The organism is Mechercharimyces mesophilus (assembly GCF_059818345.1).
On record NZ_JCBAPH010000010.1, the window covers coordinates 1 to 15,044 of the forward strand.

Genomic DNA, 15,044 nt, shown 5'->3' on the forward strand with positions numbered 1-15,044 from the left:
CATGGTTCGCTCACTGATCACATCTCTTTCACTCAATAAGGATCCGGCCCTCTATCTCTGCGACCTGAAAGGGGGTGTAGAGCTCTCCCCTTTCTCTACACTCAAGCATTGCGAGGGATTTGCAATGTCGCTTCCTGGGCTCAATGCCATGCTCCGAGACATCGAAAAAGAGATGAATCGACGACTCGAAGTGATGCGATCGAATGGATCCAAGGAGTGGAAAGGTCAACGGGTCGTTTTCATTATGGATGAGATGGTTGATCTCCTCTTTCAGCCGGGAGAATCCAAGGAGGTGAAGAATGTCAAAGTTCAGGTCAAATCAGCTCTCGCTCAGATCAGCGCAAAAGGTCGGGCAGCTGCGGTCACTCTTGTGCTTTGCACGCAACGTCCTGATGCCAAAGTCCTCGATGGGATTATCAAGACGAACGTCGCAACAAAGATTGGCTTCCGTACCAGCGATGAAGTTCAAAGCAGAATCATCATCGACAGTACCGATCTCGCCTATCTTGAGGACATTCCAGGTAGAGCTCTTTTCCGGCAATCCAAGAAAGAGCGGATCCAGACATTCTTCCTCTCGGATGAAGAATCCGAACGACTTCTCAGCCACGTGGAAAGGGGAGAGATAAATGAATACACAGACACTGTTGAGGTGGACGGAGATATTGAAGATGTTGAGGACTTTGGACTATTTGACGATCCGACAGATTAGGCAACTGTGTGACTTGAAAGGGAAACGAAACGCTGAAATCACGCTCAAGAAGATGGAAGATGAGGGGTATTTGAGGTCATTCAGAGCAGACAGGATGAAGGTGTTCTATCTGGGGAAGAAGGGTCGTCAGGAAGTGGACTCCAAGGTGGTCCGTAAAAAGACGCTGGCCGTCCATCACTTCCTATCGAGAAATGATGTGTATATAAAGTTTCGCCCCGTTCAGTGGAAGGCTGAACCTGAATTAAAAATAGGTAGTGATATCATCCGGCCAGACGCATATTTTGCACTCAGAGACGGGAAGAAATACTTCCTCGAGGTAGACATCACACAGAGTATGGCTGAGAACCGTCACAAGATCGAGGAATACAAACGACTCAAGACGGCCATGAAGGAGAAGTTTCCTTCTTTGATGTTTGTGACGGTGACTCCTTTCAGGCAGAAGGAGCTAGGTAAGTTATTGGAGACATTCGATCATGTAGTGTTGACACAAGCAGACATCAAATGATATTTGAATTTGTCCAATATTGGTTATAGAATGAGTTCATAACCTAAATTGAAAAAGGAGGAAAGAAATATGAAAAAAGGGACATTAATCGGGCTAATAGCTGGAGGGGGTTGTTTGCTTCTCCTCCTCTTCATCGGAGGGCTATTCTTTCTGTTCAACCTTTTCTTAGGATTTGAATCAGGAGGGTCTGGTGAGGAAAAAGTTATTGAAACTGGAGTTGATAAAGTTTCCGAGGCTCCATATATAAGACTGCCACTCAACGTTGATGAATTCGTTCAGGGGTATGAGTATGCTGCAATATTTACAAAGGAAGAGTTTGAAAGTGACCCTATTTCTATACCCGATTCTAAACAGCTCGAGGTCAGAGAGAACCCCGAGCGAGGAGTCAACTTCATTAGTATCCTAAGTGAAGCCCCTAGTCCTGACGAAGTAGAACAAGCAACAGATGAAGAAATAATGACTGATCAGCCTATACGTGATATTAGAACGTTTAATATGGGACTTAACATAAAAGATAATTCACTAAGGCAAATTTCTTATGTAGGTGGGGAGCTTGAGATCGTAACTTTTGTAACAGTTTGCGATGCTCTAGACATAAGATCACGTTTGGAAATATCCAACCTTATCATTGATTTAAATGAGGCTATTCAGAACAACGAAGCTTCGTTTGAAAGACAAATAGACTTCGACGATCTAACAATTGATTTTAGTTGGAATAGAGGAAGCATAACCTCCTATTCATTCAAGGGGAAATAATCATGAGAGAACGGGGGCTGAACATGGAAAAATCTTTGATTCAGAAGTATTATGATGGTGAAATCACTCTCGAGGAGTACGTCAAGGAGCTATCGAAGTCCAGTAAAGCAAATCACACTCTAAAAGAATCTGAGCGAAGGGTAGAGGAGATCCTTAAGAAATAAAAAAAGACCGGACAGAGGGTACGCTGGGAAAAGCGCGGCCATGTCCGGTCTTTTTGATGTTTGGTCTCCGTATCTCTATAATGCTCTATTCGTGATTAATGGTTTCAGTTCCTTCTAAGTGAGTCATCTATTTTGGTGAAGTATAGGTCTTCGCTCTGTCGCTATCCTTATACCCCTTGGTCGTTGGATCTTGCACTACGCCCAACATCGCAAGTGCCACTAGAATCGCATCGACAACCCCCAATACCACCTCATTGATGTGTGAGCTCCATTGGAATTCAATCGCTCCTGCATCTGCTAATCCACTCACAATCAATTGTCCGATCAAAAGGAACTGAGCTACAAACCCCATTACCCACTTCTTGTTTTTAAACCGTACTCCCCAATTAATTCCCATATCTCTCATCTCCTTTTGTTTTGATCAGCCTTTTTTCGTGAACACAAAGGCATTGACTCCAAGTTTCTTCAACTTCTCAAGATATTCTTGTGCATTCTTTCGGCTGGAGAACGCTCCCGCTTGAATGGCGTACAACGTATCTTCCTTCGGCTCCGGTTTCGGGATATTCGCTCCAGCTTTGTACTTGACCCCGTAAAACTTGCATACTCCACGGCAAATATCTGCTGCTGTTTCTTTTTGGAAATCCTTATCAATCATAAGCAACGCTTCTCGTTCGTTATCCATGAACCCAGCTTCGATCAACACCGCGCTCATATCCGTTTCTCGTAGGACATGGAAGTTGGACTTTTTAATTCCACGGCCATTTTGTTTTGTACCCTTTACGATTTCTGAATAGATGCATTTGGCGACTTCCATTGTTTCCTTCGGAATCACTGGATGAACGTGCAATTCAACGCCCGAGGGATTCTTCCCCTTAAAACTAGCATCGAAGGCGTTGTAGTGTTGCGCAATGTATAGATCTACTTTTGCCTTATTTGCGTTATCCGTACGGGACTTCAAGCTCCAGTCCTTATCTCCTGGAGCAACCAATAGGGTTTTAAATCCATTATTTCTAAGTTCCTTGTCCAGGTAATAGACCACCGCCCGATTGAATTCATTTTCCTTGATCGAGCGCTTCAAACTGGCAATATACGGTGTTCGTTTCCCCGGTGTACTCATTCCGTGCCCGTCGTCCAATGCAATGTACGCATGCGCCATACTAAATCAGCCTCCTATTCCAATATTAGCGAAATGAAAAATAGCGCTTATGATGCCGCCGATTACTCCAACGACAATAGGCGCTATAAACATGGTCTTCACAATCTTTTTTGTGTCTTCCGCTACCTTGAGGGCTTCTTTGGCAATTCTCAAGGCCTCCTTGCTCTCTTCTTCTGTCTCCCTCGCTCGATCCCAACTTCCTTCAAGGCTCTCCAACCTGTGCTCGATCCGTTGTTGTCCCTTCGCCATCTCTTGTATCAGATCGAACATCTCCTTTAGAGAGATTGTCACACCTGCTTCATTCAAGTCGTCTCCTCCCTACTCTTCCTCGGACCAGACACTCATTAGCTTATTACAAGCCTTTTTTGTCGCTTCCTCTTTGGTTTCTGCCTCGATCCCAAGGTCTTCAAACTTCTTCAAGTACAACCTGTACAACGTACGAATGCTATTTTCTCCGGTATCCTCATCGGTTTCTGTCACCTCCTTTTCTTTGATCATCACCACCTCATGAGACTCGAAGTTCCCTCCGTCTTGAGGGTCTAGTTCTACATACGTTTCGGGCTCATCTTTCATGTAGATGAGGTATTTGGGCGTTTCCATTCCATCCCCTCCTATTCGCCTAATGTCCGTTTGGTTAATCCGTTGTAGCGATGACGCAGATTGCGAATCTCATCAAACAACCTCAGCCCCTGAATTGCTCCCGGCTTTCCGACTGTGATTTGAATCTTTTCTTGCTTCCCTGATACAGAAAAAGACACCGATCTCACGATGTCTGTTGTTTCTTGGCGCTTCAGGATGATTCTCACCTTATCCCCTAGTTGGAAGTCTCGTCCGTATTGAACTGCTTGAGTCTCTTGAAATTCAAACTGTACAGAGTTTTTCTCTGCGAGCTCAGCCATCTTCTCGCGTCCATACTTGAGAAGGTTTGCAACCTCGGATGACGTGTTTTCTTCATTTTTTTCTCCAGTGTACTCCTCGAAGGATTCGATTCGCCCATATAAACTGATCGAGGTGTTGTCATTGATCCGAGAGAAGACGCGCTCCACCCCTTCACCCGATCCCGCGAGCAGAAGTTGATTCGCTTGAGGACGATCTCGTCGATAGGTTGAGCTAATGATGGTCCCTAAGCTTCTACTCATCACAGCGTTTCCTACCAGCTGAGGTTCCATCGTTTCGAAACGGACTTCCCACCCACTAGTGCCGTAGTACTGCCGACAGAGGATTTGGAGCGGATGCCCTCTGTATTCGCTATATTCAGCTATCCCCTGTACGAGTTGCAACATCGGCTCTCCACGAGCTCGTGACTTCTCTTCATTCGGTATCAGATATCCATTGTTGTTGTCGACGCAGTTGAGGAAGTCTAGTCGCCGAGACGACAATTCTTGTGTCTGACCAATGTTGTCCACGACAAAGGAGTGAACATGATTGGAGGCGTAACGATCTGAGCTATCCCCTTCATTTGGATATTGATCCGTATGGTAATTGGTTGTGCTACCAGGATAGAGAGAAGAGCTCATCTTAGGGCTCGCCATGTACTTAGGATGAGGCAAGGCAAGGGAATTTTGAATCCAGATCATATCACATGCCCCGGTAAGGGTGAGGAATTCACCTGCCACTGATGTCTCTTCTTCCGCGTCCAAGTAGGGTCCTGATAAAAGTAAATACCCATTACGCTCGATGTAGACTCCGCCGATCCCGCCATTGTCTGGATCATCCAAAAGAATATAAAAAAGCTGGGCACCGTCAGAATTCGCGTCCAGCTTCAATGTCCATTTCGAGACATCATTGTACTTCATTTCAACTTGAAGTGATATCCATTCGCCTATCTCCCCGACAAAACGAAAATCCTTGTTCCTCACCCGTATACGCCAGTCTGATTTCAGCGATTCCAATACTCACACCCCCCAGTAAGGTAGCCGATATTCAATCTCCAATTTAGAATCCGTATCTGATCCGCTATCAACATCCAAATCAACACCCCAACTCCCTTGAGGGATGGAAAAAAATTCATTGTAGGTATCATCCAAGTATTCGTATAGGTTTGTGCCGTCATCTAACATAATGAGCTTTTTCCCTGGTCGCATATCAAAAAGGATGTAGCGACCGGGTTCAAGGGCATAGTTCAGTTTTAGTTTTTTAATCGGAGCATTGCTGGGTCCCGTATCCGTCGTCATGACGGATGGATTAACCGCTGGACCATGGGCTTTGAGGATCGGCCATACTTCTGCATCTCCCGTATTGTCCACCCTCATCCAGGTGTGATTCCCTAACTGAAATTGTGTAGAGCTCTCATCAAATTTCATCCGATCCCCATACCACATTGGGTCGAAGGCTCGGAATTTTAAGGATACCTTCTTTTGAAAACCATATCGGCTTCGGGTCTGTTCCCCTTCCAAGCCATTCATGTATCTGCATACGAGCTGTCGCTGTTCACCTTCAGGATACAGACATAGAAGAGTAAGTGGTTTGTTGACAAGGGTGGAAGTCAGCTTTCTCACTTTCTCTCTCAAATCTTCCTCGCTGAACCCTTGTACAGAAACCGTCCGAATGACATCCCTGGGCTTCACATTCGTAAACTGATATACCGATCCCTGTTGGGAATTGGTTTCGTATTCGGCGAATTCAATCGGCGGGGCATCTGAACCTGAATGGGGAACCACATCACGGTAACCATCACGTCCATCAAGATATATAAGAGGTTTAGGTGGATGGGTGATGATTTCACCGGACTGTTCTGTCCAAATGACATTGAAATCATCCACTGCCATGAGGTTTCGACCATGAACGGGACTAGAGTCCCCATAGTCTCGCTTGAATTCAAATTTCATCTCATAACGTTGTCCAGGAGTGAGATTCAGAGACTCCTTCCACCAAATTCCCCAGGGACATCCCCATTCTCCGCTCGTATATACCGACCTGTCATTGTTGGTAAAGCACCATTGGAACCTTTTCCATAGCTCACCATTAACCCAGATACGATACTCCTCATAAAGCGGATAGTATCCTGATCTTGAATCCAGTTGTGTTCCCCGTTCAGACTCCGCGAGATTCCACCAAGTCACGCTTGCGCCTTTAACATTTTGAGGGACGGTGAAGGTAATCGAGCCCGCTGCACTTTCATAATTCCTTGTTCTCCCATTATTCGACCGATACATGTACCCGCTGGATGATGGTTTATCTCCATACGCTCCATCACGGTTTGCCACCAATGCAGATCGGTACCATCCAGCACTTGGATTATTCGGGTATACTGGCTCTGATGGTTCTGGTGGTGTATCAGGTTCTGGCTCTGGGACATCAATCGCATCCAAGGTAACAGACTTTTGAATGCGGATTTTGTAATATCGAGTTCTGGTGATTTTGACGCCGTTCAAATCAAAGTAACAGTCAAAAACGAAGGTCTTGGTTCCATTGGCGTTATGGGAGATCGTTTTTGTCCATTCATTGATCTTCTTCGTTTCATTCCCATCTATATCTGCCATACCCGCTTTACTGTGGTAATCCGCATAGCCATCGATCCCAATCTTACACGTTTTCGTCGCACCTGAATTAATGTAGTAGCTCGAATGCATGCTCTCCCAGTATAGCTTTGCATTGATGGTACTCGTATTATTGGATGCATTTTGAGACGCACTCCACACCAACCGCAACCGAAATCCACCGCCCCAATCCTGTCGCTCGACGTACTGATAGAATGTTCCGCTAGTCGCCATTTATCACCACCTCCAGTACTACATGTTTACTGAACACTAAAAAAAGAGTTGATATCCGCACTCTCGAAATCGAGTGAGTAAGTAACCGTCCGCTCAATCATATTGATTTCGCTCCTTGGAGCCGTGGCAATAACCATCGTTGGCTTTCGTGGAATGTTGTAATACACGATAAAATCATCGATATAAAGTGAATCTACCACCCCGGCCTCGCGATCGTCATTGTCATAGTATAAAACCAGCTTGTACTCTTCCCCAGCTGTTAAGCGTATTTCAACTTCTTCCCATTCTCTCGACTTCGCTTCTTTGCTCTCCCATACCCTCGCCCCGTTCAAGGTGAATGTGACTTCCTTCTCCTCATCAAAGAACACCCAAAATCGCAGCATGGGGTTAATTGCAGTAATCGGAATCGAAAATTGGATAGTAGATGCCCCGCCATGATCCGCATCAAACTGTACCCCATAGGAGTAGTAACCAGACTTGCTTTGCCGCGCTGTTCGCTCAAAACCGTACACCTCACCTTCAGCAACATCGGATACGTTAAAAAATGAGTCAGAACTATCCTCTTCAAAGTCAAGGTATTTCACGACATCCGCATTCGGCAATTCAGTCGGCAGAGGATCTTCTTCCTCTTCCCATGTGACCTTGAATTCGTCAAACCATACGCTCTCTCCATTGGTAGACTCCGTCCGTTCATGAGTAAACCGAACGATTTGTGCACCCCTCGTTATCGCTCGGTAATCGGATTCAACAAAAGTATAGGTCTCTTCGGGTTGTCCCCCTTCCAGGGAGAGTAATAAGTCACCATTGAGACTGACATGCAGAAAATCACTCTCATCCGCATTGGACGTATCGGCTTGAAAGCTCAAGGTGACATTCTTCGCATTCGCCGGAACCGTAAAGGACAAAGACATCTCTATCTCACTTGATATCCCACCTGCCACTGGAGTGGACATATAGCCCATATCCCCTGTCACCAAATCGGTAAGACCTTGATACCACTCCGTCGCCTCAGCATCGATGACAAAGAAATCTGCTTCATCGAATTCAGATGATTCTTCGCCCAATTCCAGTTGGACTTTTCGAAACCATACCGCTCCAGAGCTGTTTGTATCAGGCGCTTCTGCTTCCAGGATCACTCTGGCCGTCTTTGTCCCTGTTGGAGATACTAGGTTTTCTGCGAAAACACGATCGAAGGACTCTTGCTTGAACTCAACAGGTGTTGTATAGGAGATCATAGTGCCCTCTTCATCGTGCCAAGCGACATAGATTCGACCTCTAAAATCCCCTGAGTTAACTTGGACCTTTCCCTCAATAAATAAGCTGAATGTGAGTTGTTCGGGCACATCAAGGGATTGATCTATTGAACATAGTGACCTTGCGGATGCAGATGAAATTGCGATCATCTGAGCACCCTCAGTCTCGTCGAGGAAATAGTCTTCCGTACCATATGAACTATCGTTTCGTATCCATCCGTCCACCACACCATCTTCATTGGTATCTGTATTTAAAGATGGGTACTGTAGAACGTTTTGAAATCCTATTCGCTTCACTATAGCCATGAACTACCCTCCTCATCCATGAAGTGATTCCATTCGACGAATTGATTCAACGACTTGGTCTCCAATATCATGATCCCCTCCACCGTGAATGTGGATATGGTAGTTCCGCGTGATGTTTGTTGTACGTCCCGCGCTACCACCAGGTTGAACTAATTGCAACCCAGCTACTGATGATTCCTTCGCCTGAGGTATAGACGCTTTTGCCAACTTCGCACCCATCCTCGACACATCAGTGAGCTTGCGTTCCATACCCTTTTCATACCCTATGGCCGTGTACATCCCCAACTCCATCGTTTTTCTCGAAGGCGATCGAATGCCCATCGTATTCTTGATGGCACTCCAAGCTGACCGAGCTATACTTGCAGCTGCTTGAATTACTCCATATCTACCACCAAGAATTCCTGATGCAAAACCACTTGCGACGTTGGCTCCCAAGCTTCGAACTCCATTTACATGTAGGTTAGACCTTGCCGATCCTGAAACTGAGCGGGCAGCACCCCCTGCTCTCCCCTGTCCACTTGCAATCCCTGATGCAAATTGCCCACTCGCTCGTTTACCGCCCCCACCATCGGTTGTACTGCCCAATGCGCTAGAAGCTGTACTAGAAATGCCATATGCTGCTTTTCGAACAAGCGGATTTCGACTGTTTATCCCGGATGAAAGTTGACCACCCGCTCGTTTACCTCCTCCGCCGTCAGTCGTTCTTCCGAGGTTGATTTCTACCGCTCGCCTCATCTCGTCGGCTTCTCTCAGAATCTGTTGTTCGCTTGCTGAAAGCCCTCCAGCCATAGAGCTTCCTGTCTGTTGACCTTGTTTCGTGAGATCGACTGCAGCACCATCTTGGAGTAGCTTTTCAACCCCATTCATGAATGTCTGTAGATCAATTGTTCCGCTCTGTAGCCCTTGCAACAAAGTAGTAACCGAATGCTTCCCTTTCGATCCGAGATCAACTTGAACCCCGCTTTCGATGTCGAGTCCAAGGAGACGAGAAGCTTCTCTCAGGTCAATCGCTTTCGACTGCATCCCTAGACGCAGTGTCTTGATATTTTGTTTCCCTTCATTCGAAAGATCGAAGGTCATTCCGAGCTGGAGCTGACTACGGAAGTAGGCGTAAACCGCATCAAAACTATAGGTTCCGTTTTTCAATCCGAGCGCGAAGTTTTCTGCAGTAACTTTTCCATATGGTCCCAAGTTGATCTCCATCTCTGATTCGAGATCCAGCCCGATTTGCTTCGCGATGCTGGAGATATCCTGCCCCTGTAATCCTTGTGTAAATGACTCGATCGCTTGTATCCCTTCGGCTGTAAAGTCGCCTTCTCCATAGATCGTCCTGAGCTGACTCATATGAGCTACTGCAATGTCCCGGGAGTCATACTGTCCGGTTTCTAAACCCTCGAGAAAGGAATGAATCGAGACCTCTCCAGCGGGCCCTAGATCAATTCGCATCCCTTCTTCCGTGTCAACTGCCAATGAATCTGCTATAAGTCTAGCTTTGTCTCCGCCTTTTGAAAGACTCACCGTCAAAGCTTCCATAGACTTAGTTCCCATTTCGCCATATTTCTTTTTGACTGTATTCCAGCCTTTTTCTACTTCTTCTGCCGTCTCTTCAGCCTGATCCTGAATTGACTGGATGTACTCTTCGTTCGCTTTCTTCGTGCGTTCCCGCAACTGTTCTTCGCTCTCGCTGTGTCCGAGGAAGTTGTTCTCATTCTTCTCCGCCATCTCCTGCCCGTGCAAATCATACATATGGGCTTCTTCTGAAAGACTATCTTCTAATGCTTCAAGGGTTTCTGCTCTCGCTTGCAAAGCAGAATCCTTTTTATCCTGTTCAACTTGATCAATGATTTCTAAAGCTGTTCTATACATCTCTGGGTCTTCTATTTGTCCACTGGCATAGGCATTCTCAACAATTTTTCTTTTCTCTTCTGCCCAACTCTCCGCAGCTTTGACAGCGTGCTTATAAGATGATTCTATATCCTCAGCCCATTGCTGAGCTCCTTCGGCATTGACCTTCCCATGTTCCGATTGAATTTTTTCCATGAATCCATACAAGTCTTCGACTTTTTGTACAAAGACTTGCCCGCTTTCATCCATGGTTATCAGTGCCTCTTGATACGACTTAGCAAACTCTGAGGACATCTTGCTAATATCCCCTCCAAATTCCACTAGGCCTACACGAATCACTTCATTGGCTTCTTGCACTTCCCTAGCCATTTGATCAATAGACTTTTCCACTGTTTCCCCTATTTTTTCTACTACTGGTTTGATCTCATCAGGGACGGTGCCGAGTAATTCTGCAGTCGCCATTTGGATATTGATTTTGTCCTCATTAAGAGCAGCCGTCACCTTATCCCCCATTTGTGCAAAAATCATCGCGGTCTCATCTACTATCTTCTGTGCTTCTTCTCCCGATGCAACACGAAGTTTATTCAAATTCACCAAAGCTGTATCTCGAAGATCCATGTATCCTTTCGCTGCTTTCGCTGTCTCCTCGGAAACCCCTTTCCCGAACCGCCTTGCATGGGCCTCTGTTTTCTCCATCTCCTTCGAGACCTCTTGGTTCGCAGCTACTAGACCACCAAAGACAACAGAGGCACCAGCAAGCGAAGCTGTCAGTGGGTTGGCTACGGCGATAATACCTGCGATGGCTGCACTGAGTGCTAAGAATCCAGCAGTGGCCGCCGCAAAGATAGCAATGGACTCCTTAGTACTAGGATTCAGGTCGGAGAACCACTGGACCAGGCCTTTAAGCCCTTCAGCAAGTTCTTTGAGCACGGGCAGAAAAGCGCTCCCCATCTCGATCTGCGCTGTTTCAAACACACTGTTGAGTTCTTCTAATGTTCCTCTGAGATTGTCCATTCGTTCTTCTGCTACTTCTGCAGCCGTTGTCTTGGACATCTCTTTATTCATCTTCTCAATGCCCTCTGCGCCTTCTTCGTAGGCGATGTTTGCAGCACGAATCGCATCTGTGCCAAACATCGTTTTCAGTGCGGCATTTCGTTGCTCGCTGGAGAGGTCCGCAAGTTTTTCTCTCAAAATCTCGGAAATATCGGCAAAGTCCTTCACTTCGCCATTCGCATCAAAGAATATGTTTTTCCCCTCTTCTGTGATAATCCCGAGCTCTTTCATTTGCTCTTTTGCTGCTTTCGAGCTTGGAGTCAAGTTGAGAAGCATCGTTTTGAGCGAGGTACCTGCATCCGAGCCTTTGAGACCGTTCTGAGCAAACACCGCCAAGGCAGTGGAGGTATCTTTGAATGACAATCCTGCACCAGATGCAACTGCGGCCACTTGGCTCAACCCTTGATTCATTTCGCTCACACTCGTTGCCGATGCGTTCGCCGCACCTGCTAGTACATCTGCCGCCTGCGATACAGACAACTGATCATCTTTAAAGGAATTGAGTGCCGTCGAGGCGATCTCTGCCGCTTCTGCTAACTCCAATTCACCAGCCGCCGCTAGATTCAATGCTCCCGCTAGACCGCCACCAAGGATGTCCGCCGTCGATATCCCCGCTTTCGCCATCTCTTCAATAGCAAATGCCGCTTCACTAGCGCTGTACTTCGTCTTTGCTCCCATATCGAGTGCTAACTGACGAAACTGCTCCATCTCTTCGACTGATGCGCCCGTAACGGCTTTAATCCCTGATAGCTGGGCTTCGAAGTCCGCCGCTTTCTTCACTGCCGAGCCAAGAGCAACTGCTATACCCGCAGACATCCCAGCCATGGCCGCCCCCGCTTCAAGGGAATGGCTTCTTACAGAAGACCAGCCTTTCTTTAGTCGAGATAACCGCGAGGTCTGCTGAGCAAGGTCACGATTTATGCTCTTTAGACTTCCTTCCATTCGCGAAAGAGCTGCTCTTGCCTTATTGAGCTGGACTTCTAGTTGTTGCGTTTGTCTTTTGTCCCTCCCTACTTCGCGGGAGTACTTCTCATGCGCCCGTGCTAATAGCTCTACCTTCTGCCTCTGCACAGAAATCTGCTTGGCGAGGGATTTCGACTTGAATTCAAGCTGTTCTTGCTCCCCACCAAACGCTTTCGCTTTCGCCGATCCTGCGTCAAACTCTGACTTGAGTACGCGCATGTTCCGGTTGACCGCGGAGACCCCCTGCTGAAACTTCCGGTAGTCCAGCGATATGTCGGCGTGAATGTTTGCTATTGTTTGGTCCACTACTTCTTCACCTCGCCTTCGCCCCTAAGCCTAAGATTCCTATTTCATCGATGTACAAGGGTTTCTCGCCCGACTCTTCCTTACGTTTATGTGCGCGTATCTCCATAAAATAGGCGATATCCATACTGTCGATCTCATGCATTTTGTACCCTGCATCCATCAGGTGAAGGTACATATCCTTGACGGCATCCCTTAGACTGATGTCTTTTTTTTATCACCGTCTGACTCTGTGTCTTCCAAGGGACTGAACACCTGATTCATGATTCCATAGACAATAGCCCACGACTGATCAATCACCTGACGTGCGTCTGAACCGCTCTCGTATTCCTCTGGGGTAAACTTCTTGTCAAACACCTCGGAGATCACTAAAAATAGTTCATTCAGGAGCTCCTGCTGATCCTCATCTATCCGTCTATGATATTTATCAAAAATATCGGCTTCTTTCGAACTTTCAGCGATTTTCTCCGTCAACTTTTCAACGTTACTAAGGTTCTTTAAAAATCTTTGTTGCTTATCCACCAAATCCACCGCTCGACGAAACATCCGTCCGCTAATAAAATCCGTGGAATACGTTTTTCGCTCTCCATCCAATCTCAGCTCAATTTTCAACATCTACCTTGCCTCCTTTGGGGTATGTAAAGGGAGGTCGCTCCCTCCCTATAAATTAGGCTACTGCCGTATCCGGTTCGATGACTTGAGTGAACCACATGTCTTTCAGTTTGAAGTCATCATCGGACGAATCCCCGGAAATCATCCAGTTGTTGTCGTAGTTTCGCTTCACAAATGTTGCTTTCAGCTTCGGATGCTGGAACTCCACTCCGCCCTCTTTCGTTTTGTGCTCCATCTCAGCCACTTCAAACCGCCCTTTATACATCCAGACAAATACCTCTTTGCCGTCCGCCTTGGCCGACCGGTACCCAAAGGCGACATAGGGAGAGATGTCATCGGCGTTCTTCACCAACATCCCGTTGGTATACGTGTGACCCATAAGCTTCTGGTACATATCCAATGTGAGTGAGTTGACCTCGATTTCCACACCGATTTCACCAAATGCCGACGCTGTTTCTACGGGACCATCATCGCCAAAATCTGTTGCCGTCTCCACATTCGGGGCAATCTTCGCATTCACCGCTGTTGCGATTTTGTACGGCGGCTCATATTCGACTCCTGTTGCATCATCTTTCGTGAGATGTGCAACATATAAATCCTTCAATCCTACTTGACCAGACTGCGTTTGTGTCGCCATCCATCATTCCTCCTTCAAGATTTTCCCTCGGTATCGCAAGACCTTCTGGAGCACTTTCGTCTCCTCCTCATACAAATCCATGGCGAGTGTGCGTTCAAAGCTTAACCCCGCCATCACCTTGTCCACTTCCATCGCAATCGGCATTTCATCTCCCATATTCGACTCTCTCACCCAAACGGAAATTTGAAGCTGGATCTCATAAGTGGTCGCTTTGTCATCTGCATAATCCGTATCGCTCTGATTGAGAAAGAAAAACGTGATATATGGATAGGTACTCGATGAGCTTTTGAGGTAATCGATTCGTCCGTCCAACAATGAAAAAAGCTCCTCGTTATTTCGAAGAGCTTGATAAATGATCGGCTGAACATCGATCATAGACCGATCCCTTCCTTGATTTCGATTGCGATGACATCAATGATTTGCGGAGCCGCTTCATCTGCGCTCACTCCAACGAATGGCCTAGGCGACATCTTGGACGTGCCAAACTCGAGGAAGAAACCATAGAAGAATTCCTTTGCAGGCCCCACTTCCACGAGTTTCATTCCCCTTTTCACCTTCACATCGGAGCATACGATGTTATCTATGAGATGCTCGGTGTGCCTTTGAGATGGGCCAGGCGCATTTCGAGTCATCGTTTCCTGAAGAACATCTCCGCCCGCGCGAAGAGCCTTGTTTGCGACCATCGCTCCTCGCCTACCTAGATCCTCCAGCTTCCCCATCATCTCTTGGATGCCGCTGACGCTCATCTCAGCCACTGATCTCAACCTCCTTGCACATGACCTCCATGAACCGCTTCCGGCCTCGAATGTCATCAATCACCGACTGGATATCTAAAACGTGATCCTTGTATTTGATCCTCAAATCCGTAGTCGTCTCTTCGCGATGCCGGATCGTCACCCGTGCGGTTCGCTCCGCTTGAATTGCCGCCGCTTCGAAGTACTCCCTCCCTTTCACCCATTGCACTGATGCCCAAACCGTATCAAGATCTACCCATACTACTTGGGTATTCCCTCGATCATCTCGGATCGTTTCTTCCTTCTGTAATGTGATCCGGTCACTCAGTACGCTG

General features: G+C 46.9%; 17 protein-coding genes. 3 read left to right on the forward strand and 14 right to left on the reverse strand.

The features are described from left to right. The 3 genes from AC6RGY_RS16195 to AC6RGY_RS16205 form a co-directional block, all read left to right on the forward strand. On the forward strand, window positions 1-709 hold a 709-nt coding region (locus tag AC6RGY_RS16195), incomplete at its 5' end, for a hypothetical protein (protein WP_499864799.1). Continuing rightward, window positions 669-1,214, forward strand: a complete 546-nt coding sequence (locus AC6RGY_RS16200; RefSeq protein ID WP_499864801.1) for a replication-relaxation family protein — start codon at window positions 669-671, stop codon at window positions 1,212-1,214. The genes AC6RGY_RS16195 and AC6RGY_RS16200, both read left to right, overlap by 41 nt. A gap of 69 nt (window positions 1,215-1,283) precedes the next feature. Then, window positions 1,284-1,970, forward strand: a complete 687-nt coding sequence (locus tag AC6RGY_RS16205) for a hypothetical protein (RefSeq protein ID WP_499864802.1) — start codon at window positions 1,284-1,286, stop codon at window positions 1,968-1,970. 291 nt (window positions 1,971-2,261) lie between these two features. Here AC6RGY_RS16205 and AC6RGY_RS16210 read toward each other — a convergent pair whose 3' ends face one another. The 14 genes from AC6RGY_RS16210 to AC6RGY_RS16275 all read right to left on the reverse strand — a co-directional run. Continuing rightward, complete coding sequence (locus tag AC6RGY_RS16210) at window positions 2,262-2,531, reverse strand: phage holin (protein WP_499864804.1); 270 nt, start codon at window positions 2,529-2,531, stop codon at window positions 2,262-2,264. A gap of 24 nt (window positions 2,532-2,555) precedes the next feature. Further along, window positions 2,556-3,290, reverse strand: a complete 735-nt coding sequence (locus AC6RGY_RS16215) for an N-acetylmuramoyl-L-alanine amidase (RefSeq protein WP_499864806.1) — start codon at window positions 3,288-3,290, stop codon at window positions 2,556-2,558. Window positions 3,291-3,296: 6 nt separating this feature from the next. After that, window positions 3,297-3,596: a hypothetical protein gene (locus AC6RGY_RS16220; protein WP_499864808.1), complete on the reverse strand. Its 300-nt coding sequence runs from the start codon at window positions 3,594-3,596 to the stop codon at window positions 3,297-3,299. A 12-nt stretch (window positions 3,597-3,608) separates the two neighbouring features. Then, entirely contained in the window at window positions 3,609-3,890 is a 282-nt protein-coding gene (locus AC6RGY_RS16225; protein ID WP_499864810.1) for a hypothetical protein, read from the reverse strand. Between the two features lie 11 nt (window positions 3,891-3,901). After that, window positions 3,902-5,182, reverse strand: a complete 1,281-nt coding sequence (locus AC6RGY_RS16230; protein WP_499864813.1) for a Gp37-like protein — start codon at window positions 5,180-5,182, stop codon at window positions 3,902-3,904. Between the two features lie 3 nt (window positions 5,183-5,185). Next, complete coding sequence (locus AC6RGY_RS16235; RefSeq protein ID WP_499864816.1) at window positions 5,186-7,003, reverse strand: phage tail family protein; 1,818 nt, start codon at window positions 7,001-7,003, stop codon at window positions 5,186-5,188. A 26-nt stretch (window positions 7,004-7,029) separates the two neighbouring features. After that, complete coding sequence (locus AC6RGY_RS16240; protein ID WP_499864818.1) at window positions 7,030-8,562, reverse strand: hypothetical protein; 1,533 nt, start codon at window positions 8,560-8,562, stop codon at window positions 7,030-7,032. A 12-nt stretch (window positions 8,563-8,574) separates the two neighbouring features. Further along, window positions 8,575-12,729 carry a phage tail tape measure protein gene (locus AC6RGY_RS16245; protein ID WP_499864820.1) on the reverse strand — a complete coding sequence of 1,385 codons (4,155 nt, stop codon included), beginning with the start codon at window positions 12,727-12,729 and terminating at the stop codon, window positions 8,575-8,577. Window positions 12,730-12,736: 7 nt separating this feature from the next. After that, window positions 12,737-12,904, reverse strand: coding sequence for a hypothetical protein (locus tag AC6RGY_RS16250; RefSeq protein WP_499864822.1), 168 nt, complete (start codon window positions 12,902-12,904; stop codon window positions 12,737-12,739). A gap of 17 nt (window positions 12,905-12,921) precedes the next feature. Next, window positions 12,922-13,341: a phage tail assembly chaperone G gene (gene gpG / locus AC6RGY_RS16255; protein WP_499864824.1), complete on the reverse strand. Its 420-nt coding sequence runs from the start codon at window positions 13,339-13,341 to the stop codon at window positions 12,922-12,924. Window positions 13,342-13,393: 52 nt separating this feature from the next. Continuing rightward, on the reverse strand, window positions 13,394-13,975 hold the full coding sequence (locus tag AC6RGY_RS16260; protein WP_499864826.1) for a major tail protein: 582 nt from the start codon (window positions 13,973-13,975) through the stop codon (window positions 13,394-13,396). Window positions 13,976-13,978: 3 nt separating this feature from the next. Next, window positions 13,979-14,350: a tail completion protein gp17 gene (gene gp17, locus AC6RGY_RS16265; RefSeq protein ID WP_499864828.1), complete on the reverse strand. Its 372-nt coding sequence runs from the start codon at window positions 14,348-14,350 to the stop codon at window positions 13,979-13,981. After that, entirely contained in the window at window positions 14,347-14,721 is a 375-nt protein-coding gene (locus AC6RGY_RS16270) for an HK97-gp10 family putative phage morphogenesis protein (protein ID WP_499864832.1), read from the reverse strand. The genes gp17 and AC6RGY_RS16270 overlap by 4 nt, the downstream gene beginning before the upstream one ends. 1 nt (window position 14,722) lies before the next feature. Next, window positions 14,723-15,044 (reverse strand): phage head closure protein (locus tag AC6RGY_RS16275; protein WP_499864830.1); only part of this gene is annotated, 322 nt, incomplete at its 5' end.

Bases quoted from the DNA above. Each gene is read 5' to 3' on its own strand.
- AC6RGY_RS16215 (WP_499864806.1), bottom strand. From the start codon at position 3,290: ATGGCGCATGCGTACATTGCATTGGACGACGGGCACGGAATGAGTACA.
- AC6RGY_RS16235 (WP_499864816.1), bottom strand. From the start codon at position 7,003: ATGGCGACTAGCGGAACATTCTATCAGTACGTCGAGCGACAGGATTGG.
- AC6RGY_RS16240 (WP_499864818.1), bottom strand. From the start codon at position 8,562: ATGGCTATAGTGAAGCGAATAGGATTTCAAAACGTTCTACAGTACCCA.
- AC6RGY_RS16270 (WP_499864832.1), bottom strand. From the start codon at position 14,721: ATGAGCGTCAGCGGCATCCAAGAGATGATGGGGAAGCTGGAGGATCTA.
- AC6RGY_RS16260 (WP_499864826.1), bottom strand. From the start codon at position 13,975: ATGGCGACACAAACGCAGTCTGGTCAAGTAGGATTGAAGGATTTATAT.
- AC6RGY_RS16205 (WP_499864802.1), top strand. From the start codon at position 1,284: ATGAAAAAAGGGACATTAATCGGGCTAATAGCTGGAGGGGGTTGTTTG.
- gpG (WP_499864824.1), bottom strand. From the start codon at position 13,341: ATGTTGAAAATTGAGCTGAGATTGGATGGAGAGCGAAAAACGTATTCC.
- AC6RGY_RS16200 (WP_499864801.1), top strand. From the start codon at position 669: ATGTTGAGGACTTTGGACTATTTGACGATCCGACAGATTAGGCAACTG.
- gp17 (WP_499864828.1), bottom strand. From the start codon at position 14,350: ATGATCGATGTTCAGCCGATCATTTATCAAGCTCTTCGAAATAACGAG.
- AC6RGY_RS16250 (WP_499864822.1), bottom strand. From the start codon at position 12,904: ATGTACCTTCACCTGATGGATGCAGGGTACAAAATGCATGAGATCGAC.
- AC6RGY_RS16225 (WP_499864810.1), bottom strand. From the start codon at position 3,890: ATGGAAACGCCCAAATACCTCATCTACATGAAAGATGAGCCCGAAACG.
- AC6RGY_RS16210 (WP_499864804.1), bottom strand. From the start codon at position 2,531: ATGGGAATTAATTGGGGAGTACGGTTTAAAAACAAGAAGTGGGTAATG.